At 60.8% G+C, this 26,224-nt stretch carries 21 protein-coding genes; 17 read left to right on the forward strand and 4 right to left on the reverse strand.

The genetic code is table 11. From position 1 onward, the window contains the following. The first annotated feature begins 10 nt into the window (after window positions 1-10). The gene (locus ACODTD_RS15140; protein WP_221615870.1) at window positions 11-328 is read left to right on the forward strand and encodes a Rieske (2Fe-2S) protein; all 318 of its coding nucleotides are present in this window, start codon (window positions 11-13) and stop codon (window positions 326-328) included. Here ACODTD_RS15140 and sfsA read toward each other — a convergent pair. Together sfsA and ACODTD_RS15150 are read right to left on the reverse strand one after the other, a co-directional pair. Then, window positions 325-1,038 carry a DNA/RNA nuclease SfsA gene (gene sfsA, locus ACODTD_RS15145; protein WP_011335964.1) on the reverse strand — a complete coding sequence of 238 codons (714 nt, stop codon included), beginning with the start codon at window positions 1,036-1,038 and terminating at the stop codon, window positions 325-327. The genes ACODTD_RS15140 and sfsA overlap by 4 nt on opposite strands. Beyond that, window positions 1,038-2,210: a pyridoxal phosphate-dependent aminotransferase gene (locus ACODTD_RS15150; protein ID WP_011335965.1), complete on the reverse strand. Its 1,173-nt coding sequence runs from the start codon at window positions 2,208-2,210 to the stop codon at window positions 1,038-1,040. The genes sfsA and ACODTD_RS15150 overlap by 1 nt, the downstream gene beginning before the upstream one ends. Before the next feature lie 334 nt (window positions 2,211-2,544). On the opposite strand from ACODTD_RS15150, the gene dksA reads away from it, so the two are divergent. The 14 genes from dksA (at window position 2,545) to ACODTD_RS15220 (ending at window position 21,829) form a co-directional block, all read left to right on the forward strand. Next, window positions 2,545-2,988, forward strand: coding sequence for an RNA polymerase-binding protein DksA (dksA, locus tag ACODTD_RS15155; RefSeq protein ID WP_007959616.1), 444 nt, complete (start codon window positions 2,545-2,547; stop codon window positions 2,986-2,988). Window positions 2,989-3,071: 83 nt separating this feature from the next. After that, the gene (gene gluQRS, locus ACODTD_RS15160) at window positions 3,072-3,968 is read left to right on the forward strand and encodes a tRNA glutamyl-Q(34) synthetase GluQRS (RefSeq protein WP_011335966.1); all 897 of its coding nucleotides are present in this window, start codon (window positions 3,072-3,074) and stop codon (window positions 3,966-3,968) included. A gap of 77 nt (window positions 3,969-4,045) precedes the next feature. Further along, on the forward strand, window positions 4,046-4,222 hold the full coding sequence (locus ACODTD_RS15165; protein WP_003176118.1) for a hypothetical protein: 177 nt from the start codon (window positions 4,046-4,048) through the stop codon (window positions 4,220-4,222). Continuing rightward, the gene (locus ACODTD_RS15170; protein WP_181457900.1) at window positions 4,206-7,160 is read left to right on the forward strand and encodes a sensor histidine kinase; all 2,955 of its coding nucleotides are present in this window, start codon (window positions 4,206-4,208) and stop codon (window positions 7,158-7,160) included. Before ACODTD_RS15165 ends, ACODTD_RS15170 begins: the two co-directional genes overlap by 17 nt. Window positions 7,161-7,182: 22 nt before the next feature. After that, a complete protein-coding gene (locus tag ACODTD_RS15175) occupies window positions 7,183-8,619 on the forward strand; it encodes a sigma-54-dependent transcriptional regulator (RefSeq protein ID WP_011335968.1) in 1,437 nt (478 codons plus the stop codon). A 734-nt stretch (window positions 8,620-9,353) separates the two neighbouring features. Continuing rightward, window positions 9,354-10,754: a polynucleotide adenylyltransferase PcnB gene (locus ACODTD_RS15180; protein ID WP_007959609.1), complete on the forward strand. Its 1,401-nt coding sequence runs from the start codon at window positions 9,354-9,356 to the stop codon at window positions 10,752-10,754. A gap of 3 nt (window positions 10,755-10,757) precedes the next feature. After that, on the forward strand, window positions 10,758-11,243 hold the full coding sequence (folK, locus tag ACODTD_RS15185) for a 2-amino-4-hydroxy-6-hydroxymethyldihydropteridine diphosphokinase (protein WP_221615871.1): 486 nt from the start codon (window positions 10,758-10,760) through the stop codon (window positions 11,241-11,243). A gap of 320 nt (window positions 11,244-11,563) precedes the next feature. Beyond that, complete coding sequence (gene panB / locus ACODTD_RS15190; RefSeq protein ID WP_011335970.1) at window positions 11,564-12,364, forward strand: 3-methyl-2-oxobutanoate hydroxymethyltransferase; 801 nt, start codon at window positions 11,564-11,566, stop codon at window positions 12,362-12,364. Further along, entirely contained in the window at window positions 12,361-13,221 is an 861-nt protein-coding gene (gene panC / locus ACODTD_RS15195; RefSeq protein ID WP_489104978.1) for a pantoate--beta-alanine ligase, read from the forward strand. The genes panB and panC overlap by 4 nt, the downstream gene beginning before the upstream one ends. 348 nt (window positions 13,222-13,569) lie before the next feature. After that, window positions 13,570-15,234, forward strand: a complete 1,665-nt coding sequence (gene pgi / locus ACODTD_RS15200; protein WP_011335972.1) for a glucose-6-phosphate isomerase — start codon at window positions 13,570-13,572, stop codon at window positions 15,232-15,234. Between the two features lie 114 nt (window positions 15,235-15,348). Then, window positions 15,349-17,286: an acetate--CoA ligase gene (acs, locus tag ACODTD_RS15205; protein WP_201820505.1), complete on the forward strand. Its 1,938-nt coding sequence runs from the start codon at window positions 15,349-15,351 to the stop codon at window positions 17,284-17,286. Window positions 17,287-17,431: 145 nt separating this feature from the next. Beyond that, entirely contained in the window at window positions 17,432-18,448 is a 1,017-nt protein-coding gene (locus tag ACODTD_RS15210) for a class I SAM-dependent rRNA methyltransferase (protein WP_489104979.1), read from the forward strand. A gap of 133 nt (window positions 18,449-18,581) precedes the next feature. Continuing rightward, window positions 18,582-21,533, forward strand: a complete 2,952-nt coding sequence (locus tag ACODTD_RS15215) for a DUF748 domain-containing protein (protein ID WP_489104980.1) — start codon at window positions 18,582-18,584, stop codon at window positions 21,531-21,533. Continuing rightward, window positions 21,533-21,829, forward strand: coding sequence for a DUF2845 domain-containing protein (locus ACODTD_RS15220; protein ID WP_011335976.1), 297 nt, complete (start codon window positions 21,533-21,535; stop codon window positions 21,827-21,829). Before ACODTD_RS15215 ends, ACODTD_RS15220 begins: the two co-directional genes overlap by 1 nt. Before the next feature lie 166 nt (window positions 21,830-21,995). Here ACODTD_RS15220 and ACODTD_RS15225 read toward each other — a convergent pair whose 3' ends face one another. Next, on the reverse strand, window positions 21,996-22,352 hold the full coding sequence (locus ACODTD_RS15225) for a BON domain-containing protein (protein ID WP_011335977.1): 357 nt from the start codon (window positions 22,350-22,352) through the stop codon (window positions 21,996-21,998). A 308-nt stretch (window positions 22,353-22,660) separates the two neighbouring features. Continuing rightward, window positions 22,661-23,077, reverse strand: a complete 417-nt coding sequence (locus ACODTD_RS15230; RefSeq protein ID WP_011335978.1) for a pilin — start codon at window positions 23,075-23,077, stop codon at window positions 22,661-22,663. Window positions 23,078-23,303: 226 nt separating this feature from the next. On the opposite strand from ACODTD_RS15230, the gene pilB reads away from it, so the two are divergent. Together pilB and ACODTD_RS15240 are read left to right on the forward strand one after the other, a co-directional pair. Next, the gene (gene pilB / locus ACODTD_RS15235) at window positions 23,304-25,004 is read left to right on the forward strand and encodes a type IV-A pilus assembly ATPase PilB (RefSeq protein ID WP_011335979.1); all 1,701 of its coding nucleotides are present in this window, start codon (window positions 23,304-23,306) and stop codon (window positions 25,002-25,004) included. A 2-nt stretch (window positions 25,005-25,006) separates the two neighbouring features. Then, complete coding sequence (locus ACODTD_RS15240; RefSeq protein WP_011335980.1) at window positions 25,007-26,224, forward strand: type II secretion system F family protein; 1,218 nt, start codon at window positions 25,007-25,009, stop codon at window positions 26,222-26,224.

The following is a 26,224-nucleotide window of genomic DNA, read 5'->3' on the forward strand; positions in this document are numbered from 1 at the left end:
GAGGATAACCATGAAGTTTCTTTGCGCGGGTGCCGATCTGATTGAAGGCGGCAGTCGCGGTTTCGATATCGACGGGAAAAAACTGTTGGCCGTGCGCCGCGCGGGGCAGGCTTACGTCTATCTCAATCGCTGCCCACATCGGGGCGTCGGCCTGGAATGGCACACCGACCAGTTTCTCGACCCGAGCAACAGCCTGATCCAGTGCGCGACCCACGGCGCACTGTTTCTGATCGAGGACGGAGAATGCGTCGCCGGCCCCTGCACCGGGCAATCGCTGACGGCCATCCCTTGCCGTGAAGACGCGCAAGGGCTGTGGATCGATGTCTAACCGTTGAGCAGCACGTCCAGCCGCCGGTCGATCACCATCTCTTCATGGCTCAACCGCACGCCGTACGCCAGGACTTCGACCCCGCACGCCACCGCCTCACGCAGCGCAGCGGCGTAGGCGAAGTCGATTTCCTCGGCTGGACGCACCGCCTCGACTCCCGTGAGATTGACGCAGTACAACTGCACCGCACGAATCCCGTCCCGCGCCAGATGCGCCAGCTCACGCAAATGCTTGGCGCCGCGCTCTGTCACCGCATCGGGAAACGCCGCCACTGCCGTTCCGTCGAAACCCAGCGTGACACTCTTCACTTCCACGTAGGCCGGGCCCGTCGGATAGTCGAGGCGAAAATCGATCCGACTCTTTTCCTGTCCATACGCCACTTCGCGCTTGAGCCCGGTGAAACCGTTCAACTCATTGATGACACCCGCCTGCAAGGCTTCTTCGACCAGTGCGTTGGCGCGTCCGGTATTCACGCAAAACAGCCGGCCCTGCGGGGTTTCGCCGACTTCCCAGGTACCGGGCAGCTTGCGCTTCGGATCATTGGAGCGGCTGAACCAGACCTGCCCGCCCTCGACCTGGCAATTGAGCATCGAGCCGGTATTGGGGCAATGAATGGTCAGCAACTCGCCGCCAACGGTTTCGATATCGGCGAGAAAACGCTTGTAACGCCGGATCAACCGGCCTTCTTCAAGAGGAGGATGAAAGCGCATCAGCCTTGCCAGCTCTTCAAGCCACGGGCGATACGCTCTACCGCTTCCTGTAGGCGTGGGAGGTTTTGCGTGTAGGCAAAGCGCACGTGATGACCGGCCTGATAGCGACCGAAATCCAGCCCCGGCGTGAACGCGACATGTTCGGTTTCAAGGAAATGCCGGCAGAACGCGAAGGCATCGCCGCCGAACTGGCTGATATCGGCATACAAATAGAACGCACCTTCTGGCTCCACGGCAATGTTGAAGCCCAGCTCCCGCAGTGCCGGCAGCAGGAAGTCACGGCGACGGCCGAATTCGGCGCGGCGCTCTTCGAGAATCGCGATGGTGTCGGGCTCGAAACAGGCCAGCGCCGCATGTTGGGCCATGCTTGGCGCACTGATATAGAGGTTCTGCGCGAGTTTTTCCAGTTCACTGACCGCCGCATCCGGCGCCACCAGCCAGCCGAGACGCCATCCGGTCATGCCGAAATATTTGGAGAAACTGTTGAGGACAAAGGCGCTGTCGTCCACTTCCAGCACACTGGCGGCGTCGGTGCCGTAAGTCAGGCCGTGGTAGATCTCGTCCACCACCAGATGCCCGTGACGCGCCTTGATGGCTGTGGATAACCCGGACAGTTCATCGCGGGTCAGAATCGTACCGGTCGGGTTGGCCGGCGAAGCGACCAGCGCACCGACGCTGTCGTGATCCCAGTGGCGCGCCACCAGGTCCGGCGTCAGTTGATAACGCACGTCCGGGCCAACCGGCACAAGCTGCGCCGCGCCTTCGACCAAACGCAGAAAGTGTCGGTTGCAAGGGTAGCCGGGGTCGGCCAGCAGCCAGTGCTTGCCCGGATCCACCAGCAACGCGCTGGCCAGCAGTAACGCGCCGGAACCACCGGGGGTGATGAGAATCCGGCGCGGATCGATGTTCAGGCCGTAGCGCGTCTGATAGAAGCCGGAAATCGCCTCGCGCAGTTCGGGAATGCCACGGGCTGCGGTGTAACGGGTTTTCCCGGCTGTCAGGGCTTGCTGGCCGGCGCGGATGATCGGTTCGGCGGTAGTGAAGTCCGGTTCGCCGATTTCCAGGTGGATCACGTCGTGGCCGGCGGCCTGCAATTCATTGGCCCGCGCCAGCAACGCCATGACATGGAACGGTTCGATCGCACGACTGCGCGCACTGTAGGGCTGAGCCATTGGCCTTCCTTCAACGAGGGAAAAGAAACGATTCTACCCATCTGCCGGAACGAGCGAGAACCCGCAGCGGTCACAGCCACAAGAACACTGGACTGTAACGACCCGAGCGTACGCTCCAGGATTGACTAAAATCAGTGATTGAGCAGGTCTGCAACATCACCGGGCATGGCTTGGCAAACATTTGCAAGCCCCAACGGCCACGCGCTCGACATCCGGGAGTAGCGCGGGCCGAATTGATCTGGTAAGTTCGCCCGCTTGCAGCCGCAGGGCCGGCAGGTGTCGGTGATGGAGCAATCCTGCGCAATGGATTACAAGAGTAGAGGCGGTCCATTTCATGCCCACCCAAGCAAAGCAACAGGCAAGTCAGACACTCAGCGGTTTCGAACCCTACGTCCCGAAAGCGGGCGAAGAGTACATGGGCGCTCCAATGCGCGCGCACTTCACCAAGATCCTGACCAAGTGGAAACTGGACTTGATGCAGGAAGTCGACCGCACTGTTGATCACATGAAAGACGAAGCGGCCAACTTTCCTGATCCGGCCGACCGTGCCAGCCAGGAAGAAGAGTTCGCCCTAGAGCTGCGCGCCCGCGACCGCGAGCGCAAACTGATCAAGAAGATCGACAAGACCCTGCAACTGATCGAAGACGAAGAGTACGGCTGGTGCGACTCTTGCGGCATCGAGATCGGCGTCAAGCGCCTCGAGGCCCGTCCGACTGCCGACATGTGCGTCGACTGCAAGAACCTGGCGGAAATCAAGGAAAAGCAGGTCGGTAAATAATCCCGGCCTGAACGAAAAACGGAGCGTGCGAACGCTCCGTTTTTGTTTCTGCCATTTTTTACTCTTCAAGTAACATCGCCCTCATGACTGCCAACTCCTCCCCCGCCTACATTGGCCGCTTTGCCCCGACCCCCAGCGGGCACCTGCACTTCGGTTCGCTGGTTGCCGCCCTGGCCTCTTATCTGGACGCACGCTCGGTGGGCGGCCGCTGGCTGGTGCGCATGGAAGACCTCGATCCGCCTCGCGAAGAGCCGGGCGCGCAAGCGGCGATACTCAAGGCACTGGAAAGCTACGGTTTCGAATGGGACGGCGAAATGGTTCGCCAGAGCGATCGGCACGAAGCCTACGCGCAAGTGCTCGACAGCCTGTTCAATCACGGCCTCGCCTACGCCTGCACCTGCTCGCGCAAACAACTGGAGCCGTACCACGGCATTTATCCAGGACTGTGCCGCAATGCCGGCCACGGTCAGGAAGACGCCGCGATCCGTCTTCGCGTGCCAGAGCTCGAATACCACTTCATCGACCGGGTGCAGGGCGAATACCGCCAGCATCTGGGCCGCGACGTGGGTGATTTCGTGATCCGCCGCCGCGACGGCCTCTACGCCTACCAACTGGCGGTGGTGCTCGACGACGCCTGGCAGGGCATCACCGACATCGTGCGCGGCGCCGATCTGCTCGACTCCACGCCGCGCCAGCTCTATCTGCAGGAGTTGCTCGGCCTGCGCCAACCGCGCTATCTGCATCTGCCACTGATTACCCAGCCGGACGGCAACAAGCTCGGCAAGTCATACCGCTCGCCACCGCTTGAAGCCGATCAGGCCACGCCATTGCTGCTGCGGGCCTTGCGTGCACTGGGGCAAAACCCGGGGCACGAACTGGTCCACGCCTCGCCGCAGGAACTGTTGAACTGGGGCAGCGCCCACTGGGATGCCTTGAAAATCCCGCGCACACTGACCCTGCCCGAAGCGCAACTGCTGTGACGACACTTGCAGTGGCGCGCCCATCCGTTACCATCGCCGCACGTTTTCGGGCACGCGCATAAAAAAGAGAGGCCGGGATGTACATCTATCGCTTGGTCCTGCTTCTGGTCGTGGGGATCTATCTGTTTTCTCCCGCCATCATGGATTGGTGGATCGACGCTACGGGCGCCTGGTATCGCCCTTATCTGCTCTGGCTGATCCTGATTGTCGTGACCTTCATCCTGCAGAGCCAAAAAGATGCCGATGAGCTTTAGCCTGACCCAGATGCTGCTGATCAGCGCCGCCTACCTGGCCGCGTTGTTCGGCGTGGCCTGGATCAGTGAACGGGGCATGATCCCGCGGGCGATCATTCGCCATCCGTTGACCTACACCCTGTCGCTGGGGGTCTACGCCAGTGCATGGGCGTTCTACGGTACGGTGGGTCTGGCCTATCAGTACGGCTACGGTTTTCTGTCCAGTTATCTCGGGGTATCCGGCGCGTTTCTGCTGGCGCCGGTGCTGCTGTATCCGATCCTCAAGATCACCCGCACTTATCAACTGTCGTCGCTGGCAGACCTGTTCGCCTTTCGCTTTCGCAGCACCTGGGCCGGTGCGCTGACCACGATTTTCATGCTGATCGGCGTACTGCCGTTGCTGGCGTTGCAGATCCAGGCCGTGGCCGACTCCATCGGCATCCTCACCGGCGAACCGGTGCAGAATCGCGTGGCCCTGGCGTTCTGTGCGCTGATCATCCTGTTCACGATCTTCTTCGGCTCGCGCCACATCGCCACCCGTGAAAAGCACGAAGGGCTGGTATTCGCGATTGCCTTCGAATCGGTGATCAAACTGGCGGCCCTCGGCGGCGTTGGCCTCTACGCGCTGTACGGCGTATTCGACGGCCCGCAACAGCTTGAACTGTGGCTGCTGCAGAATCAGACCGCCCTCGCCGCTCTGCACACACCGTTGCAGGAAGGCCCGTGGCGCACGTTGCTGCTGGTGTTTTTCGCCTCGGCGATCGTGATGCCGCACATGTATCACATGACCTTCACCGAAAACCTCAACCCGCGCTCGCTGGTCAGCGCGAGCTGGGGCCTGCCGCTGTTCCTGCTGTTGATGAGCCTGGCCGTGCCGCTGATTCTCTGGGCCGGCCTGAAACTCGGCGCCACCACCAATCCGGAATACTTCACCCTCGGCATCGGTATCGCCGCCAACAGCAAGTCGCTGGCGTTGCTGGCCTATGTCGGCGGATTGTCGGCGGCCAGCGGCCTGATCATCGTCACCACGCTGGCGCTGTCGGGCATGGCCCTGAACCACCTAGTGCTGCCGCTCTACCAGCCACCGGCCGAGGGCAATATCTATCGCTGGCTGAAATGGACCCGCCGGGCGCTGATCGTCGCGATCATCATGGCCGGTTTCTGCTTCTACCTGATGCTCGGCGCCGAGCAGGACCTGGCCAACCTCGGCATCGTCGCCTTCGTCGCGACCCTGCAATTTCTGCCGGGCGTGCTGTCGGTGCTGTACTGGCCGACCGCCAATCGCCGCGGCTTTATCGCTGGTCTGCTGGCGGGGATCGTGGTGTGGGTCGTGACCATGCTGTTGCCGCTGGTCGGCAATCTGCAGGGTTTCTATATTCCGTTACTGAACATGATCTACGTACTGGACGACACCAGCTGGCACATGGCGGCCATCGCCTCGCTGGCGGCCAACGTCCTGATGTTCACCCTGATTTCGTTGTTCACCAATGCCAGCCCCGAAGAGGCCAGCGCCGCCGAAGCTTGCGCTGTGGATAACGTACGCCGTCCGCAGCGCCGCGAATTGCACGCCGCTTCTCCGCAGGAGTTCGCCACGCAACTGGCCAAGCCACTGGGTGCCAAGGCTGCGCAGAAAGAAGTCGAACAGGCCCTGCGCGACCTTTATCTGCCGTTCGACGAGCGCCGCCCCTATGCATTGCGCCGCCTGCGTGACCGGATCGAAGCCAACCTCTCCGGCCTGATGGGCCCGAGCGTCGCCCAGGACATGGTGGAAACCTTCCTGCCGTACAAGGCCGGCGGCGAAAACTACGTCACCGAAGACATCCATTTCATCGAAAGCCGCCTCGAGGATTACCACTCGCGCCTGACCGGTCTGGCGGCCGAGCTCGACGCCTTGCGCCGCTACCACCGCCAGACCCTGCAGGAACTGCCGATGGGCGTCTGCTCGCTGGCCAAGGATCAGGAGATCCTGATGTGGAACAAGGCCATGGAAGAACTGACCGGGATTGCCGCGCAACGGGTGGTCGGCTCGCGCCTGAGCACCATCGCCAATCCGTGGAAAGATCTGCTGCAAGGCTTCATCCACCTGCCCGACGAGCACTTGCACAAGCAGCACCTGGCCCTCGACGGCCAGACCCGCTGGCTGAACCTGCACAAGGCGGCCATCGACGAGCCGCTGGCACCGGGCAATAGCGGCCTGGTGCTGCTGGTGGAAGACCTGACCGAAACCCAGATGCTCGAAGACAAACTGGTGCATTCCGAGCGCCTGGCCAGCATCGGTCGCCTCGCGGCGGGTGTTGCCCACGAAATCGGCAACCCGATCACCGGTATCGCCTGTCTCGCGCAAAACCTGCGCGAAGAGCGCGAAGACGACGGTGAGCTGACGGAAATCAGCGGCCAGATCCTCGAACAGACCAAACGCGTGTCACGCATCGTCCAGTCGTTGATGAGTTTCGCCCACGCCGGCAGCCATCAGCACAGCGACGAGCCCGTCTGTCTGGCGGAAGTCGCCCAGGACGCCATCGGCCTGCTGGCCCTCAACCGGCGCAATTTCGAAGTGCAGTTCTACAACCTGTGCGATCCCGATCACTGGGTCGAAGGCGATCCGCAGCGGCTCGCCCAGGTGCTCATCAATCTGCTCTCCAACGCCCGTGACGCCTCGCCTGCCGGCAGTGCGGTGCGGGTCAAGAGCGAAGCCGGCGAACACACGGTCGATCTGATCGTCGAAGACGAAGGCAGCGGAATTCCGTCGAGCATCATGGATCGATTGTTCGAACCCTTCTTCACCACCAAGGATCCTGGCGAAGGCACCGGTCTGGGCCTTGCACTGGTCTATTCCATCGTTGAAGAGCATTATGGACAAATCACCATCGACAGCCCGGCTGATGTTCAGAGCCAGCGCGGCACCCGTATCCGGGTGACATTGCCGCGCCATGTCGAAGCGACGTCCGCTGTGAACTGAGACCGTCGAGAGTATCGAATCAATGCCGCACATTTTGATCGTCGAAGACGAAACCATTATCCGCTCCGCCTTGCGCCGCCTGCTGGAACGCAACCAGTACCAGGTCAGCGAAGCCGGTTCAGTGCAGGAAGCACAAGAACGCTTCAGTATTCCCACATTCGATCTGATCGTCAGCGACCTGCGTCTGCCGGGTGCTCCGGGCACCGAGCTGATCAAGCTCGGCCAGGGCACGCCGGTGCTGATCATGACCAGCTACGCCAGCCTGCGCTCGGCGGTCGACTCGATGAAGATGGGCGCGGTGGATTACATCGCCAAGCCTTTCGACCACGATGAAATGCTTCAGGCTGTCGCGCGGATCCTGCGCGATCGCCAGTCGGCGCCTGCTGCCGGCGAAGCAGCTCCCGCGAAATCGGCCAATGGCAGCGGCAAATCCGCCATCGACAACAGCAATGGCGAGATCGGCATCATCGGTTCGTGTCCGCCGATGCAGGATCTTTACGGCAAGATCCGTAAAGTCGCGCCGACCGATTCCAACGTATTGATCCAGGGTGAGTCCGGTACCGGTAAAGAGCTGGTGGCCCGTGCCCTGCACAACCTGTCGAAACGCGCCAAGGCACCGATGATCTCGGTGAACTGCGCCGCCATTCCGGAAAGCCTGATCGAGTCCGAACTGTTCGGCCACGAGAAAGGCGCGTTCACCGGTGCCAGCGCCGGTCGCGCCGGTCTGGTGGAAGCGGCGGACGGCGGCACGCTGTTCCTCGACGAAATTGGCGAGTTGCCACTGGAAGCTCAGGCTCGTTTGCTGCGTGTCTTGCAGGAAGGCGAAATTCGCCGGGTTGGCTCGGTTCAGTCGCAGAAAGTCGATGTCCGGTTGATCGCCGCGACCCACCGCGACCTCAAGAGCCTGGCGAAAATCGGCCAGTTCCGTGAAGACTTGTACTACCGCCTCCATGTGATCGCGTTGAAACTGCCGGCCCTGCGCGAGCGAGGCGCCGACGTCAACGAAATCGCCAATGCGTTCCTTGCTCGCCAGAGCGCACGCATCAACCGCACCGACCTGAAATTTGCCGCCGATGCCGAACAGGCGATCCGGCACTATTCCTGGCCGGGTAACGTACGGGAGCTGGAAAACGCCGTCGAGCGCGCCGTGATTCTGAGCGAAAGCCCGGAAATCTCTGCCGACCTGCTGGGCATCGACATCGAGCTGGGTGATCTGGAGGACGACGAATTCATCGGCCTGCCGGCGCAACCGGCCGGTAACGCCAGCAACAGCAGCCACGAGCCGACCGAAGACCTATCACTGGAAGACTACTTCCAGCATTTCGTGCTCGAGCATCAGGATCACATGACCGAGACCGAACTGGCGCGCAAACTGGGCGTCAGCCGCAAATGCCTGTGGGAGCGTCGTCAGCGTCTGGGCATTCCACGGCGCAAGACCGGGGTCGCCAGCGAGAGCTGAACGTTACCTGTCGAGTGTGCGGGTTACCGTTGAAGAGGTGAAAAAACTGTTACCTCAGTCTTTTCACGTAACAGAAGCCGGGGTTATCGGTAACGAAACCCCGGCTTTTTTTTGGCCTGCGAAAACGGTTATATCGACCTAACCCCTTGTTTTATTGGGGCTCGCAAAAGTTGGCACGGCACCTGCTATATGTTTGGTACAAGAACAATAACAAGCAATGCACAAGACAATAAAAATAAGACGAATCGACTCACGCACAATAAAAACAAGACGGCGAGAGGCGCAGCTAACTGATTCTTTTGGAGAGGCGTTGTATTTGGGGCTAGCCCCACGACCAGGCCGAGAACAACAAAAACTGTCTTAAGACAGAGCCTGTACTGGTTGGATCGCAAGATCACTGCAACACAGCGACCAAAGCAATCCGTTTGCTCTTGGCTCCCGATTGGGAGGGTCATGAAGGAAAAGCTTCATGGCGAGGGCACTCAACAAAAACAAGAAGCCCGAATCAATAATAAAAAGAGCACGCAACTACTTCTTGGGGAGCTTCGGCTCCCCTTGTAGTTTCTTCTTTCCGGCAAATCCCCCCTTCTGACGCATCCCCACCCCCTCTAGCCTGCGGCTTGCAGCGCAAAACGGCAGCGTCCTACACCATCCCTCGACTAAATGCTAGAATCCCGGCCCATCATGCGGTCATTCTCTGGTATGGCCGAACATTCCTTCAAACAGTGCATCCCATGCTGAAGAAGCTGTTCCAGTCATTCCGAACTCCCCTGCGTCGTACGCAACACATCCGTAGCACGCCTGAAGTCCTCAACAGCGGCCAACATTCGCTGCAGAAGGCGCAATTCAGCCGTTACGCGGTTAACATCGTCGAACGTCTGCAGGGCGCCGGCTACCAGGCCTACCTGGTTGGCGGTTGTGTGCGAGACATGCTGCTGGGCATCACGCCCAAAGACTTCGACGTCGCCACCAGCGCCACCCCCGAGCAGGTTCGTGCCGAATTCCGCAACGCGCGGATCATCGGCCGCCGCTTCAAGCTGGTACACATCCATTTCGGTCGCGAAATCATCGAAGTCGCGACCTTCCGCGCCAATCACCCGCAAAACGAAGACGACGAAGACAGCAACCAGTCTTCGCGCAACGAGAGCGGGCGCATTCTGCGTGACAACGTCTACGGCACCCTGGAAGAAGACGCGCAACGCCGCGACTTCACCATCAACGCCCTGTATTACGATCCGGTCAGCGAGCGCATCCTCGACTACGCCAACGGCGTGCACGACATCCGCAATCACCTGATCCGTCTGATCGGCGACCCGAAGCAGCGTTACCAGGAAGACCCGGTGCGGATGCTGCGGGCCGTGCGTTTTGCCGCCAAGCTCAATTTCGGTATCGAGAAGCACACCGTCCAGCCAATCCGCGAACTGGCGCCGATGCTGCGCGAGATCCCGTCGGCCCGCCTGTTCGAGGAAGTGCTCAAGCTGTTCCTCTCCGGTCACGGTGCCATCACCTTCGAGATGCTGGTCGACCTGCAACTGTTCGCCCCGCTGTTCCCGGCCAGTGCCGATGCGCTGGAACACAACCCGGAATACACCCACACGCTGATCAGCGAAGCACTGACCAACACCGATCTGCGGATCAAGCAGAACAAACCGGTGACCCCGGCGTTCCTGTTCGCCGCGCTGCTGTGGCCTGCCCTGCCGGCCCGCGTGTTGCGTCTGCAAGAGCGTGGCATGCCGCCGATTCCGGCGATGCAGGAAGGCGCTCACGAACTGATCGCCGAACAGTGCCAACGCATTGCGATTCCAAAACGTTTCACCATGCCGATCCGCGAAATCTGGGACATGCAGGAACGCCTGCCACGCCGCAGCGGCAAACGCGCCGATCTGCTGCTGGACAATCCGCGCTTCCGCGCCGGCTACGACTTCCTGCTGCTGCGTGAAAGCGCCGGAGAGCAGACCGATGGCCTGGGCGAATGGTGGACCGATTATCAGGACGCCAACGACAGCGAACGTCGCGACATGATCCGCGACCTCAGCGGCAAGGGTGATGACGCCAGTGGCGCACCGCGCAAACGTCGCCGCAGCAGCGGTTCCAAGCGCAAACGTGCCGGCGCACCGAGCGCCACGGGCGAATAAGGCATGGAACGCATCTACATTGGCATGGGCAGCAACCTGGCTGACCCGGCCGAACAATTGCGCAGCGCGGTCGACGCACTGAAGCAATTGCCCGACACCGAACTGGTCGGTGTATCTGCCTTCTACCAAAGCGACTCGCTGCTGCCGGGCCAACCGCGTTACACCAACGCGGTTGCCGCGCTCGACAGCGCGCTCGCCCCGCTGGATCTGCTCGATGCCTTGCAGGCGATCGAAAACGATCAGGGCCGCGAACGCCTGGAGCGCTGGGGCCCGCGCACGCTGGATCTGGACATTCTGCTGTTCGGTGATCGCCTGATCGACGAGCCGCGCCTCAAAGTCCCGCATTACCACATGCAGGAACGCGCGTTCGTTCTCTATCCCCTGGCCGAACTGGCTCCCGATGATCTGCGTCTGGCCGATGGCCGCACCCTTGCCGATCTTCTCGCAGCCTGCCCGTTCGTCGGCCTCGAACGCCTCTCTCACGCCTGACAAAAACCGCTGATGCGGGAGCTCATCGGCTCCCGCATTTTGCGTTCTTGTAGGACAAAAAACCCGCAGATCAGGCCCGCCGGCCCGCTGAATCGCATCAGTAACGACGGTAACACTCCCCTCGTAACAATGCGGTAACACATGCAATTGACTTCCTGAGGCCTCATCACGACTATAGGCGTCCCGCTGCCGCCAACCCGGCATACAAGGGCGCAATCCAGGCCTTATAAGCACGACAAAAGAGCGTGCGCCTGAATAGATGACGAATCACGCGCGTTACTCGCAGTAGTTTCCAGAGCGCCTGAACGAGGATTTCTTACATGCCAGCCATCACCCTGACCACGCTCCAGAGCCTCAAGCAGAAAGGTGAAAAGATCACCATGCTGACCTGCTATGACGCGACCTTCGCCCACGCCTGCAATGAGGCCGGTGTCGAAGTGCTGCTGGTGGGCGACTCCCTCGGCATGGTCCTGCAGGGTCACGACAGCACCCTGCCGGTGACCACCGCAGAAATGGCCTACCACGTTGCCAGCGTCAAACGCGGCAACTCTGATGCCCTGATCCTGGCCGACCTGCCGTTCATGGCCAACGCCACCCTCGAGCAAACCATGACCAACAGTGCCCTGCTGATGCAGGCCGGCGCGCACATGGTCAAGGTCGAAGGCGCCTTGTGGCTGGCGGACTCGATCCGCCTGCTGGCCGAACGCGGCGTGCCGGTCTGCGCTCACATGGGCCTGACCCCGCAAGCCGTGAACATTCTCGGTGGCTATAAAGTGCAGGGTCGCAACGAGAACCAGGCACGCCAGATGCGCGCCGACGCGATCTCCCTGGAGCAGGCCGGCGCGGCCATGCTGCTGCTCGAATGCGTGCCGAGCGAACTGGCGGCTGAAATCACCCAGGCGGTGAAGATTCCGGTGATCGGCATTGGCGCCGGCAGCGACACCGACGGCCAGGTGCTGGTACTGCACGACATGCTCGGCCTGTCGATCAGCGGCCGTGTGCCAAAATTCGTGAAGAACTTCATGCAGGGTCAGGACAGCATCCAGTCCGCGCTGAAGGCTTACGTCAGTGAAGTCAAAGCCACCACTTTCCCCGGGATCGAACACGGATTCTCTGCATGAACACCGTCAAAACCGTACGTGAACTGCGCGCCGCCGTGGCGCGCGCCCGCAGTGAAGGCAAGCGCATCGGCTTCGTGCCGACCATGGGCAACCTGCACAGCGGCCACATTGCCCTGATCACCAAGGCCACCCAGCGCGTGGACTTCGTGGTCGCGAGCATTTTCGTCAACCCGCTGCAGTTCGGTGCCGGCGAAGACCTCGACAAATACCCGCGTACCCTGGCGGCGGATCAGGAAAAACTGCTGGAAGCCGGATGCGTTCTGCTGTTCGCCCCGACTGTCGAAGAAATGTATCCCGACGGCATGGCCGGGCAGACCCGGGTCAGCGTTCCGCAACTGTCCGAAGGCCTCTGCGGCGCCAGCCGTCCGGGGCACTTCGAAGGCGTGGCGACAGTGGTCAGCAAGCTGTTCAACATGGTCCAGCCGGACCTGGCGATCTTCGGCCAGAAAGACTTCCAGCAACTGGCGGTGATCCGCGCACTGGTGCACGACCTGAACATGCCGATCCAGATCATCGGCGAGCCGACCGTACGCGCCGCCGACGGTCTGGCGCTGTCCTCGCGCAACGGTTTCCTCAGTGAAGAAGAACGCGCCGTGGCGCCAGTGGTCTATCGCACCCTGAGCAGCATTGCCGAGTCGATCAAGCAGGGCGAACGCGACTTCCCTGCCCTGATCCAGGCGCAACGCCAGCAACTGGAAGCCGCCGGGCTGCGTCCGGATTATCTGGAAATCCGCCACGCCCTGACCCTGCGTCCGGCAACGGCGGAAGATCGTGATCTGGTGATTCTGGTCGCGGCATTTCTCGGCACCACCCGGTTGATCGACAACCTGCATCTGAATCTCGATACCCCCGCCTGAACACCGGCAGACGCTGTGGAGGCGACCCCGCTCCCACAGCGTCTGCACGCACTTCCAGACTGTATTGCTGAGCACCTGCCCATCGGGCAAACTGCCCGCCGTTCGACTCGACACCAATAGCAGGGACTGCTCGCATTACCCGCCGTTTGTCGGCCCCGTCTGTTATCAATGTTAAAAAAGTACCGAAAACAGGTCAGACAAAGCCAAGACAGATCGCGGCGCTGGGTTTACTGTATTCGCCCTGCGCCAAAGTAATCGTGTCGACGCAGTTGCCCCCTCGCCCAAACATGGCGGGGAGGTCTTTTCAGTGTTCAAAAGGCCGTTCAAGTAAAAAGGAAAACCGCAGCGATGGCGTACTACCGCACTCCTCATGACGTTACCGCTCTGCCTGCCTGGCAAGCGTTGAAAGATCACCGCCAAGCCATGCAGGATTTCAGCATGCGCGAAGCCTTCAACGCCGATCCGCAGCGCTTCAATCAGTTCACTCTCAGCAGCTGCGGACTGTTTCTCGACTATTCGAAGAATCTGATCAACGCCGAGACCCGCAACCTGCTGGTGGGTCTGGCCAATGAAGTCGATCTCAAAGGCGCGATCAAGGCGCTGTTCGACGGCGAAATCGTCAACTCCTCCGAAGGCCGCCCGGCACTGCACACCGCCCTGCGTCGCCCGGTCGGCGACAAGCTGTCGGTCAACGGTGTCAACGTGATGCCTGAGGTACACAAGGTGCTGAACCAGATCACCGATCTCGTGGGCCGCATCCACGACGGTCTGTGGCGCGGTTACACCGAGAAGCCGATCACTGACGTTGTGAACATCGGCATCGGCGGCTCGTTCCTCGGCCCCGAGCTGGTCTCCGAAGCCCTGCTGTCCTACGCCCAGAAAGGCGTGCGTTGCCATTACCTGGCAAACATCGACGGCAGCGAATTCCACGAGCTGACGCAAAAACTGCGCGCCGAGACCACGCTGTTCATCGTTTCGTCGAAATCGTTCAACACCCTCGAAACCCTGAAAAATGCCCAGGCCGCACGCGCCTGGTACCTGGCCCAGGGTGGTTCGGAAGCCGAGCTGTATCGCCACTTCATCGCCGTATCGAGCAACAATGCCGCCGCCGTGGCCTTCGGTATCCGCGAAGAAAACATCTTCCCGATGTGGGACTGGGTCGGCGGTCGTTACTCGCTGTGGTCGGCCATCGGCCTGCCAATCGCGCTGGCCATCGGCATGTCCAACTTCAAGGAACTGCTGTCCGGTGCCTACACCATGGACCAGCATTTCCAGAGCGCGCCGTTCGAACAGAACATGCCGGTGCTGCTGGCCCTGCTCGGCGTGTGGTACGGCAACTTCTGGGGCGCGCAAAGCCACGCGATCCTGCCGTACGACCACTACCTGCGTAACATCACCAAGCACTTGCAACAGCTGGACATGGAATCCAACGGCAAGAGCGTGCGTCAGGACGGCACCCCGGTGTCGACCGACACTGGCCCGGTGATCTGGGGCGGCGTCGGTTGCAACGGTCAGCACGCTTATCACCAGTTGCTGCACCAAGGGACCCAACTGATCCCGGCCGACTTCATCGTGCCGATCGTCAGCTTCAACCCGGTCTCCGACCACCATCAGTGGCTGTACGCCAACTGCCTGTCGCAGAGCCAGGCGCTGATGCTCGGCAAGACCCTGCCGGAAGCCGAAGCGGAACTGCGCGACAAGGGCATGAGCGAAGACCAGGTGCAGAAACTCGCACCGCACAAGGTGATCCCGGGCAACCGTCCGAGCAACACCCTGGTGGTCGAGCGCATCAGCCCGCGTCGTCTCGGCGCACTGGTGGCGATGTACGAACACAAAGTCTTCGTGCAAAGCGTGGTCTGGGGCATCAACGCCTTCGACCAGTGGGGCGTGGAGCTGGGCAAGGAACTGGGCAAGGGCGTGTACAACCGTCTGGTCGGCAGCGAAGAAACCGCCGCTGAAGACGCGTCCACCCAAGGCCTGATCAACTACTTCCGCGGCCGTCACCGCGGCTGATCCCGCCCTGAACACACCCCCTCGCCATGAGGGGGTGTTTGTTCACAGGTATTGAACCCTCTCCGCTCTCGGCGCATCTTTATCCTTGTCGCACAACAAGAATAAGGAACCGTCATGTTCGATATCAGCACGTTCCCCAAAGCCGATGCCGTCCGCCGGGCTGCACAGTTGAGTCAGGACGACTACCAGCGCCTGTACCGCGAATCCATTGAACACCCCAGCACCTTCTGGGCCGAACAGGCCACCCGCTTCCTCGACTGGAGCACGCCGTGGCAGACCGTCCAGCGCTATGACCTGAAGACCGGCGACGCCGCCTGGTTTGCCGGTGGCAAGCTGAACGTCAGCTACAACTGCATCGACCGCCATCTGGAAACGCGCGGCGATCAGACTGCCATCCTCTGGGAAGGCGACGACCCTGCCGAATCGACGCAAATCACCTACAGCAAACTCCATCACCACGTCTGCCGCCTGGCCAACGTGCTGAAAAGCCGTGGCGTAAAAAAAGGCGACCGGGTGTGCATCTACATGCCGATGATCCCCGAAGCGGCCTACGCCATGCTCGCCTGCGCACGGATCGGCGCGATTCACTCGGTAGTGTTTGGCGGTTTCTCCCCGGACTCATTGCGCGACCGCATTCTCGACGCCGACTGCCGCACCGTGATCACCGCCGACGAGGGCGTGCGCGGTGGCAAATTCGTGCCGCTGAAACAGAACGTCGACAAAGCCCTGCAGAGTTGTCCGAATGTCAGCACCGTCGTGGTGGTCGAGCGCACCCAGAACAAAGTCGACTGGGTCGAAGGCCGCGACCTCTGGTATCACCAGGCCGTGCGCGACGTCAGCGACGAATGCCCGCCGGAACCGATGGACGCAGAAGACCCGCTGTTCATCCTCTACACCTCCGGCAGCACCGGCAAACCCAAAGGCGTGCTGCACACCACCGGCGGTTACCTGCTGCAAGCGGCGATGACCTTCAAGTACGTCCTCGACTACCGCGATGGCGAAGTGTTCTGGTGCACCGCCGACGTCGGCTGGGTTACCGGCCACAGCTATATCGTCTACGGCCCGCTGGCCAACGGCGCCACCACACTGATCTTCGAAGGCGTGCCGAGCTACCCGAGCACTTCGCGGTTCTGGCAGGTGATCGACAAACACAAGGTCAACATCTTCTACACCGCCCCCACCGCCCTGCGCGCATTGATGCGTGAAGGCGCCGGGCCCTTGCAGGAAACGTCGCGACAAAGCCTCAGATTGCTCGGCAGTGTCGGTGAGCCGATCAACCCGGAAGCGTGGGAATGGTATTTCAACGTCGTAGGCGAACAGCGCTGCCCGATTGTCGATACGTGGTGGCAGACCGAAACCGGCGGCATCATGCTCAGCCCGTTGGTCAGCGCTCAGCAGATCAAACCAGGCTGCGCCACCCGGCCGATGTTCGGCGTGCAACCGGTGCTGCTCGATGAGCACGGCAAGGAAATCAAGGGCGCCGGCAGTGGCGTACTGGCGATCAAGTCGAGCTGGCCGGCGCAGATCCGCAGCGTTTACGGCGATCCGCAGCGCATGGTCGACACCTACTTCAAGCCCTACCCCGGTTACTACTTCACCGGCGACGGTGCCCGTCGTGACGAGGACGGCGATTACTGGATCACCGGGCGCATCGATGACGTGATCAATGTCTCCGGCCATCGCATCGGCACCGCCGAGGTGGAAAGTGCGTTGGTGCTGCACGACAGCATTGCAGAGGCCGCCGTGGTCGGTTATCCCCACGACGTCAAAGGTCAGGGGATTTATGCGTTCGTCACACCGATGAATGGCACCGAACCCAACGATGAGCTGAAGAAAGAACTGCTGGCCCACGTCAGCAAGGAAATCGGCAGCTTCGCCAAACCGGACCTGATCCAGTGGGCCCCGGCCCTGCCGAAGACCCGCTCGGGCAAGATCATGCGGCGGATCCTGCGCAAGATCGCCTGCAACGAGCTCGACAGCCTTGGCGACACCTCGACGCTGGCGGATCCGAGCGTGGTGCAGGGTTTGATCGATAAACGCTTGAACCAGTAAGGCTGCAAAAGCATCGCGGGCAGACTCGCTCCCTCAGGGACTTATGATCGACTGTGGGAGCGAGCCTGCTCACGATGGGACCCCCTCGATTGCCTGCCAAACTGCTAAACTCCCGCGCCCCGATTCTCTCCAGCAAGGCGCCCGCATGTCTTCCTTGAACCTGGCGCTGCGCGCCGCTCTCGATCAACGCCAGGATCTGCTCGCCGAGCTGCACAGTCAGGGCACCGACTGCTATCGGCTGTTCCACGGCAGCCAGGAAGGTGCCGGCGGCCTGACCATCGACCGCTACGGCCCGCAACTGATGGTGCAAAGTTTCCACCAGACCCTGGCGCGTGAAGACCTGCTGCAACTGCACACCATGGTCAACCAGACTCTTGGTCTGGAAACCCTGCTGGTCTACAACGACCGCTCCCGTGGCAACTCGCGGATCGATCGTGAAGACAGCGTCTACCGCGCCGACGACGCCGCGCTGGCCGATCTGGTCGGCCACGAATGGGGCCTGAACTATCGCGTGCGCGGACGTCACGCCGGGCAGGATCCGCTGCTGTTCCTCGACCTGCGCAACACCCGCGGCTGGGTCAAGGATCACGCCAAGGGTAAAAGTGTGCTCAATCTGTTCGCCTACACCTGCGGCGTCGGTCTCAGCGCAGCGGCCGGCGGTGCGCGCGAGGTGTGCAACCTGGATTTCGCCGAGGGCAATCTGGCGGTGGGGCGCGAGAACGGTCAGCTCAATCCGCAACTGCCGACCATGGAATTCATCCAGTCCGACTACTTCCCGGCGATCCGCCAACTGGCCGGCCTGCCGATCAGCCAGCGTCGCGGGCAGAAATTGCCGAGCTATCAGCGTCTCGAACAGCGCCAGTACGATCTGGTGCTGCTCGACCCACCCGCGTGGGCCAAGAGTGCGTTCGGCACCGTCGACCTGCTGCGCGATTATCAAAGCCTGCTCAAGCCGGCCCTGCTGACCACCGCAGAGAATGGCGTGCTGATCTGCTGCAACAACCTGGCGAAAGTCAGCATGGACGACTGGCGTGAACAGGTGCTGCGCTGCGCCGAAAAAGCCGGGCGGCCGGTGCGTGAATGGAGCGTGATGACGCCAGGTGCCGACTTCCCTTCGCGGGATCAACAACCGCCGTTGAAGACACTGATTCTGCAGCTCTGATCTTTGCCCCTGTAGGAGCAGTCTTCGGAGGCTCCTACAGAAATTGCAGACAAATCTGAACAATCCTGTCTCGCGCGATGTACTTCGGAACCGGAATCGCGTGCCATACTCCAAGGCACTCCGATTCAGACAGATGAAGCCGCACATGCCCAAAGGATTGATTCGCGCGATTGGCGCCCTGTTGACTGCTCTGGCCCTCTACAGCCTGCTGGGTTTCCTGATTTTGCCGGGCATTGCGCTCAGGGTGGTGAATCAGCAACTGGCCAACTACGCCACGGTGCCGGCTCATCTGCAGCGCATCGAACTCAACCCGTTCAGCCTTGAACTCACGCTGTGGGGCCTGGTGATCGGTGAGCCGGGCAAGGAACAGGTCGGCTTCGAACGGTTGTACGCCAACCTGCAACTCGACAGCCTGTGGACCAAAGCCCTGCATCTGTCCGACATCGAACTGGAAAAATCCAAAACCGAAATCCTGTTCGCCAAGGATGGTCAGCTCAACCTGCTCGGCCTGTTCAAGCTCCCCGCCAGCGAGCCCACCCCGGCCGATCCCGACGCCAAACCGTTTCCGCTGCGCATCGACCGGATCCAGCTGGCCGGCGGCAACCTGCATTTCGTGGATGCGCGCCCCAGCGAACCGATCGAATTTCTCTACGACAAGCTCGACTTCGAGCTGAAAAACCTCAGCACACTGCCCGAAGACAACGCCGACATGACCCTCGTCGCGATCGGCCCGGCCGGTGGGCAGATCGACTGGAAAGGCAACTTCAGCCTGATCCCGATCGCTTCCGAAGGCACCCTCAAGATCACCGACGGCCAGATGAAAGCCTTCTGGCCCTACGTGCGTGATGCCGTGCCACTGGTGCTGGAAAACGGGGTCGTCAGCCTGAGCACCGACTACAAGCTCAACCTGTCCAAGGAAACCGAACTGCTGCTGAACAACGTGGCGGTCAATATCGCGCCGTTCGCCATCAAGGCGCCGGACGGACGCCCGCTGGCGAAACTCGAGCGTCTCGACGTCAGCGACACCACGGTGGACCTGGCCAAGCAGCAAGTGGTGGTTGGCAAGATCCGCAGTCAGAAACTGGAAACCTGGGCAGCCCTGGAAGCGGACGGCCAACTGGATTGGCAAAAACTGTTCGCCAGCCAGCCGTCGAAACCCGCCGCAAAAGCTGCGGCGGAACCCAAAAGCACTCCGGCCGCCGCCGACTCGCCGAAACCCGAGCCGACCGCGCCGAGCAAACCGTGGCAAGTGCTGCTCAAGGACGTGCAACTGCGTGACTACAAAGTGCATCTGGCCGATCGTTCGGCGAAGCCCGAAGTCACTCTGGACCTCACCCCGCTGAACGTCGATCTGCAAAACTTCGACAGCCTCAACGGCTCACCTTTCAACCTCAAACTCGACACCGGCCTGGGCAAGCAAGGCAAGATCAGCGCCGACGGCGTGGTCAACCTGGCCCCGGTCACCGCGCAGCTCAACGTGAAAACCCAGGACATCGACCTGCGGGTCGCGCAGTCCTACATCAACCCGTTCATTCGTCTCGAACTGCGCAGCGGCATGCTCGGCAGCGACCTGAAAGTGAACCTGAAAAGCACTGACCCGCTGGCCCTCAGCGTCACCGGTCGTGCTCAGATCGATCAGTTGCACACCCTCGACACCCTGAAAACCCGCGACTTCCTCAAGTGGCAGCAAGTGGTGGTCGAAGGCCTGAACTATCAGCACGGCGACAGCCTGTCGATCGACAGGGTCAACCTGTTCCAGCCGTATGCACGGTTCATGATCAACGATGACCGCACCACCAACATCGACGACCTGCTGATCCCGCAGCAGGCCGACTCCGGGGCGAAGACCGCTGCGGCGAAACCGGCGAGCAATGACAAACCACTGGGCATTCACATCGGTGGCATCGCGATCAACGACGGCTCGGCCAACTTCGCCGACTTCAGCCTGACCCCCAACTTCGCCACCGCGATTCAGCAGCTCAACGGCCAGATCGGCACCATCGACAGCCGTCAGGCGAAACCGGCCAGCGTCGACATCAAGGGCAAGGTCGACCGCTATGCACCGGTGACCATCAAGGGCGCGGTCAACCCGTTCGATCCGATGGCCAGCCTCGACATCGCCACCAGTTTCAAACGGGTCGAACTGACCACCCTGACCCCCTACTCCGGCAAGTTCGCCGGCTACCGGATCCGCAAGGGCCGGCTCAACCTCGACCTGCATTACCTGATCACCAAAGGCCAGCTCAAGGCCGAGAACAAAGTGGTGGTCGAGCAGCTGCAACTGGGTGAGAAAGTCGACAGCCCGGATGCCGTGAGCCTGCCGCTGAAACTGGCTATCGCCCTGCTCAAGGACGTCGACGGCAAGATCTCCATCGAGCTGCCGGTCACCGGTGACCTGAACAACCCGCAATTCAGCGTGATGCCGATTGTCTGGCAGACCCTGCGCAACCTGATCGTCAAAGCCGCCGCCGCACCGTTCAAGCTGATTGGCGGTCTGGTCAGCGGTGGCGGCTCGGAAGACCTCGGCACCGTGTCCTTCGCACCGGGTTCCAGCGACCTGAGCAAAGACGCCGAAGCGGCGCTGGTGAAACTGTCGCAAGCGCTGAAGGAGCGTCCGGCCCTGCGCCTGGAAATCGAAGGCACTGCGGCAAAAAGCAGTGACGGTCCGTTGCTCGCAGAACAGCGCCTGGAACGTGAATACCAGTACAACTACTACAAGATGCTCCAGCGCCGCGGCGACAAGGTGCCGGCTCAGGCTTCGCTGATCCAGGTACCGGAAAACGAAAAAGGTCCGCTGCTTGAAGGCATCTATCGCACTCGCCTGAAAACCCAGCCACCGGCCGAGTGGAAGGATCTGGGCAAGGAAGAACGCACCGCGAAAATGCGCGCCGACGTGATCAAGTTCTGGAGCTCCAGCGACGTGCTGCTGCGCCAGCTCGGTCAGGACCGGGCCAGCAGCATCAAGGACTATCTGGTGGACAAGGGCCAACTGGCCGACGATCGCGTGTACTTCATCGACGCCAATCTCGGCGAAGCGGAGAGCGACGGCCGGGTGGTGACGCAAATGCATCTGGATGCCGAGTGATGAACCGAAACTGGCTGACTGCAATGGGGCTGGCGTTGATCGCCAGCCAGGCTGCGGCGTCCGATACCCTGCGCTGCGGCAGCCAGCTGGTAAGCCTTGGCGACCGTGCCAGCGAGGTGCTGCAAAAATGCGGTGAGCCGGTCAGTCGCGATCTGCTCGGTTACAAGCGCAGCGTCAACCGCCGGGAAGAGTTTCAGGTCGAGGAATGGACCTACGGCCCGAGCAACGGCATGTACCAATACCTGCGTTTTGAAGGCAATCGCCTGAAGCAGATCAACAGCAAACGCGGCAACTGACCTCCGCACTTTTTCCTCCCCAGAAATAGAACAGGCCCCGACATAAATGCCGGGGCCTGTAATGGCCACATTCCGTGTGGCCGGTCGCATGAACTCTAAAGTGCGGCAGACGTATTGCTCGGCCCGCCTGTCGCGTCTTCTCCCTGTCCAGGCGAGAAGTCTTGCCTTACTCGGCTTTCAGGCCGTCAGCGGAGACCGCTTTCACGCCTTTGATTTTCTTGGTGATGTTTACAGCAGTAGTTTTCTGAGCCTCGGTGATCGCGACATCAGAGGACAGGGAAACCACACCTTTGTTGGTTTCGACTTTGATGTCGGTACCAGGAATGCCTTTTTCGGTTACCAGATCGCTTTTCACTTTGGTAGTGATCCAGGTATCGGAAGTAGCTTCTTTCGCCTTGGTGACTTCACCGGCAGCCAGGGTCATTGGAGCCTGAGTAGTCTGAGTCGATTGAGCAAATGCACCGGAAGCCATGGTCAGGGTCAGCGCGGTAGCAGCAGCGGCAGTGATAGCGAACTTCTTCATACGAGTAACTCCTGTTTTTCTGGAAAGTCTGCTGGTTGTCTTGTCAGCAGGGTTACTGGAGATATTGCGAACGCTGTGCCAACTTTTAAAAATCAACTAAATCTTTACAAATCAACAACTTACAAATTAATAAAATCTCCGAAATCATGCAATTTGCATGACCCTGTGCAAAAAGACGTGCAAGTTACGGCTTTTCTGAAAGTTCCTAACTCGCTGAAATAATTGGAGCTTTTATTAAACCGTCAGCCAAAAAAAAGCCCCGCAGTGCGGGGCATTCTTTATAGAGCAGCAGCTTTAAGCAGTGTGGATCAAACGCCCGGGCAACTGGTGGTCGAATAGTCTTTCGAACCAGAGAACTTGCACGACCAACCTGCTGCCGCTGTACGGGTCAGGGTGACGGTTTGCCCCAACACAGGCGCCGGAGCGTTGAGCAAGGTGCAGGTGATGGTCCCTGTGCCGTCGGCAACTTTACCGCTCGCCGCCAGCGTGCAATTTTGTGTAGCAGTCGTACCTGCATTGACGTTAGTTATGCTCGGATCAGTAGAGCCGGCATTGATGACATCTTCGAAGTTGACCTTCAGCGCCGACGCTTCGGCAATCCCCGCCGTGACCTTGGCCCGCGCCTGATATTTGGAGTACTGCGGCAAGGCAATCGTCGCCAGAATCCCGATGATCGCCACAACGATCAGCAGCTCGATCAGAGTGAAACCTTGTTGTTTCTTCATAGACACGCTCCATGCATGAGTCGGAATCTCATGATCTGAAATTGACTCAGCACAGCCCGTGCCAAGCGCTCGCAGCCCCGGCCTGCTGGGCGTGACCCGGACTCCCTGCCGATTCCTACAACCCGTAACCGCACTATCTGACACTTTTTGTCACCTGCACCCCGCGTGTTTGGCGCTGTCACTTGACTAGGCTATAAGTCATGAACTGTCTGCATCCGGGATTCCCATGAATGACATCGCTCTGAGCGGTCTGGCCAAGCAATTGGTACAGGCCGAACTGCTCACGGAAAAAAGCGCCCAGCACGCCTGGCAGCAGGCCCAGCGCAATCGCCTGTCGCTGGTCAGCTATCTGGTACAAAACAAACTGGTGAAGAGCGCGCAGGTCGCCGAGATTGCCTCGGAGCACTTCGGCATGGCGTTCCTCGACCTCAACTGTCTCGACAGGGAAACCCAGCCCAAGGGTCTGGTCAGTGAAAAACTGGTGCGCCAGCACCATGCCCTGCCCCTGTGGCGTCGCGGCAACAAGCTGTTCGTGGGGATCTCCGACCCGAGCAATCATCAGGCGATCAACGACATCCAGTTCAGCACCGGGCTGAGCACCGAAGCCATTCTGGTCGAGGACGACAAGCTCACCGACGCCATCGAGAAATTCTTCGACACCCACGCCTCCGGCCTGGAAGACATGGCCGATGTCGACCTCGACGGGCTGGACGTCGAGTCCATCGATGACAGCAAGCAGGACGCCATCGGCGGGCTCGATGCCGACGATGCGCCGGTGGTGCGCTTCGTGCACAAGATGCTGCTGGACGCAATCAAGAGCGGCTCTTCCGACCTGCACTTCGAGCCTTACGAGAAAAACTACCGGGTGCGGGTGCGCACCGACGGCATCCTGCGCGAAGTGGCCAAGCCACCGATTCAATTGGCAGGACGCATCGCCGCACGCCTGAAGGTGATGGCCAGCCTCGACATCTCGGAGCGCCGCAAACCTCAGGACGGGCGCCTGAAGATGCGCCTGTCAAAGACCAAATCGATCGATTTCCGGGTCAACACCCTGCCAACCCTGTGGGGCGAAAAAGTGGTGATCCGGATCCTCGACCCCTCCAGCGCGCAGATCGGCATCGACGCCCTCGGTTATGAGCCGGAGCAGAAAGATCTGTACATGGCCGCCCTGAAACAGCCGCAAGGAATGATTCTGGTCACCGGCCCCACCGGTTCGGGCAAGACCGTTTCGCTGTACACCGGGCTGAATATCCTCAATACCGTCGACATCAACATCTCTACCGCTGAAGACCCGGTGGAGATCAACATGGAAGGCATCAACCAGGTCAACGTCAATCCGCGCCAAGGGATGGACTTTGCCCAGGCCCTGCGCTCGTTCCTGCGTCAGGATCCGGACGTGATCATGGTCGGCGAGATCCGTGACCTCGAGACCGCCGAGATCGCCATCAAAGCAGCGCAGACCGGTCACCTCGTGCTCTCCACGCTGCACACCAACAGCGCCGCCGAGACACTCACCCGCTTGCACAACATGGGCATTCCCGGCTTCAACATCGCCACGTCGGTGAGCCTGATCATCGCCCAGCGTCTGGCGCGAAAACTCTGCAGCCAATGCAAGAAAGCCATCGAGATTCCCCGCGAAACCTTGCTCAAGGAAGGCTTCCCCGAGGAACGCATCGGCAGTTTCACAATCTATGAGCCCGTCGGCTGCGATCACTGCAACGGCGGGTACAAGGGTCGCGTGGGGATTTATGAAGTGGTGAAGAACACTCCCGAGTTGCAACGGCTGATCATGGCCGAGGGCAACTCACTGGAAATCGATACCCGGATGCGCCGGGACGGCTTCAACGACCTGCGCACCTCGGGCCTGATCAAAGCCATGCAAGGCATCACCAGCCTTGAAGAAATCAACCGGGTCACCAAGGACTGAACATGGCCGTCAAGGCAGCGAAAATCAGTGTCTATGCCTGGGAAGGCACGGACCGCAAAGGCAGCAAGGTGACCGGCGAGCTGAGCGGCCAGAACCCCGCGCTGGTCAAGGCCCAATTGCGCAAGCAGGGCATCAACCCCGGCAAGGTGCGCAAGAAATCCGCCTCGTTGCTGAGCTTCGGCAAGCGCATCAAGGCCCAGGACATTGCCCTCTTCACCCGGCAGATGGCGACCATGATGAAGGCCGGCGTGCCGCTGTTGCAGTCGTTCGACATCATTGGCGAAGGCTTCGAAAACCCGGCCATGCGCAAGCTGGTCGACGAGGTGAAACAGGAGGTCGCCGCCGGTAACAGTTTCGCCGCCGCGCTGCGCAAGAAACCGCAATATTTCGACGAGTTGTACTGCAACCTGGTGGATGCCGGCGAGCAGTCCGGCGCCCTCGACACCCTGCTGGAGCGGGTCGCGACCTACAAAGAAAAGAGCGAAAGCCTCAAGGCCAAGATCAAGAAGGCCATGACCTACCCGTCGGCCGTGGTGCTGGTGGCAGCGGTGGTTACCGGGATTCTGCTGGTCAAGGTGGTGCCGCAGTTCCAGTCGGTGTTCTCTGGCTTCGGTGCCGAACTGCCAGCCTTCACGTTGATGGTGATCAGCCTGTCCGAATTCATGCAGCAATGGTGGTGGGCGATTCTCGGTTTGCTGGTGGCCAGTTTTTTCGGCACCCGCCATGCCCTGAAAAAATCCCAGGCGCTGCGCGACCGGCGTGACGCCTGGTTTCTCAAGCTGCCGCTGGTGGGCACATTGATGTACAAGTCCGCCGTGGCGCGGTTTGCCCGGACCCTGTCGACCACCTTCGCGGCCGGCGTGCCACTGGTGGAAGCACTGGATTCGGTGGCCGGGGCCACCGGCAACGTAGTGTTCAAGCGCGCCGTGTTGCGCATCCGTCAGGACGTTTCCACCGGCATGCAGCTGAATTTCTCGATGCGCTCCACCGGCATCTTTCCGAACATGGCGGTGCAGATGACCGCCATCGGCGAAGAGTCCGGCGCACTGGACGAGATGCTCGACAAGGTCGCAGGTTTCTATGAGGACGAGGTGGACAACATGGTCGACAACCTCACCAGCCTGATGGAGCCGTTCATCATGGTGGTGCTCGGGGTGATCGTCGGCGGTCTGGTGGTGGCGATGTACCTGCCGATCTTCCAACTCGGCTCAGCGATCTGA

The sequence above is a fragment of the Pseudomonas sp. FG35 genome (assembly GCF_057809295.1).

What these genes read in the sequence shown, in the direction of transcription:
- ACODTD_RS15140 (WP_221615870.1), top strand. Translation starts at nt 11, where the DNA reads ATGAAGTTTCTTTGCGCGGGTGCCGATCTGATTGAAGGCGGCAGTCGC.
- sfsA (WP_011335964.1), bottom strand. Translation starts at nt 1,038, where the DNA reads ATGCGCTTTCATCCTCCTCTTGAAGAAGGCCGGTTGATCCGGCGTTAC.
- ACODTD_RS15150 (WP_011335965.1), bottom strand. Translation starts at nt 2,210, where the DNA reads ATGGCTCAGCCCTACAGTGCGCGCAGTCGTGCGATCGAACCGTTCCAT.
- dksA (WP_007959616.1), top strand. Translation starts at nt 2,545, where the DNA reads ATGCCCACCCAAGCAAAGCAACAGGCAAGTCAGACACTCAGCGGTTTC.
- gluQRS (WP_011335966.1), top strand. Translation starts at nt 3,072, where the DNA reads ATGACTGCCAACTCCTCCCCCGCCTACATTGGCCGCTTTGCCCCGACC.
- ACODTD_RS15165 (WP_003176118.1), top strand. Translation starts at nt 4,046, where the DNA reads ATGTACATCTATCGCTTGGTCCTGCTTCTGGTCGTGGGGATCTATCTG.
- ACODTD_RS15170 (WP_181457900.1), top strand. Translation starts at nt 4,206, where the DNA reads ATGCCGATGAGCTTTAGCCTGACCCAGATGCTGCTGATCAGCGCCGCC.
- ACODTD_RS15175 (WP_011335968.1), top strand. Translation starts at nt 7,183, where the DNA reads ATGCCGCACATTTTGATCGTCGAAGACGAAACCATTATCCGCTCCGCC.
- ACODTD_RS15180 (WP_007959609.1), top strand. Translation starts at nt 9,354, where the DNA reads ATGCTGAAGAAGCTGTTCCAGTCATTCCGAACTCCCCTGCGTCGTACG.
- folK (WP_221615871.1), top strand. Translation starts at nt 10,758, where the DNA reads ATGGAACGCATCTACATTGGCATGGGCAGCAACCTGGCTGACCCGGCC.
- panB (WP_011335970.1), top strand. Translation starts at nt 11,564, where the DNA reads ATGCCAGCCATCACCCTGACCACGCTCCAGAGCCTCAAGCAGAAAGGT.
- panC (WP_489104978.1), top strand. Translation starts at nt 12,361, where the DNA reads ATGAACACCGTCAAAACCGTACGTGAACTGCGCGCCGCCGTGGCGCGC.
- pgi (WP_011335972.1), top strand. Translation starts at nt 13,570, where the DNA reads ATGGCGTACTACCGCACTCCTCATGACGTTACCGCTCTGCCTGCCTGG.
- acs (WP_201820505.1), top strand. Translation starts at nt 15,349, where the DNA reads ATGTTCGATATCAGCACGTTCCCCAAAGCCGATGCCGTCCGCCGGGCT.
- ACODTD_RS15210 (WP_489104979.1), top strand. Translation starts at nt 17,432, where the DNA reads ATGTCTTCCTTGAACCTGGCGCTGCGCGCCGCTCTCGATCAACGCCAG.
- ACODTD_RS15215 (WP_489104980.1), top strand. Translation starts at nt 18,582, where the DNA reads ATGAAGCCGCACATGCCCAAAGGATTGATTCGCGCGATTGGCGCCCTG.
- ACODTD_RS15220 (WP_011335976.1), top strand. Translation starts at nt 21,533, where the DNA reads ATGAACCGAAACTGGCTGACTGCAATGGGGCTGGCGTTGATCGCCAGC.
- ACODTD_RS15225 (WP_011335977.1), bottom strand. Translation starts at nt 22,352, where the DNA reads ATGAAGAAGTTCGCTATCACTGCCGCTGCTGCTACCGCGCTGACCCTG.
- ACODTD_RS15230 (WP_011335978.1), bottom strand. Translation starts at nt 23,077, where the DNA reads ATGAAGAAACAACAAGGTTTCACTCTGATCGAGCTGCTGATCGTTGTG.
- pilB (WP_011335979.1), top strand. Translation starts at nt 23,304, where the DNA reads ATGAATGACATCGCTCTGAGCGGTCTGGCCAAGCAATTGGTACAGGCC.
- ACODTD_RS15240 (WP_011335980.1), top strand. Translation starts at nt 25,007, where the DNA reads ATGGCCGTCAAGGCAGCGAAAATCAGTGTCTATGCCTGGGAAGGCACG.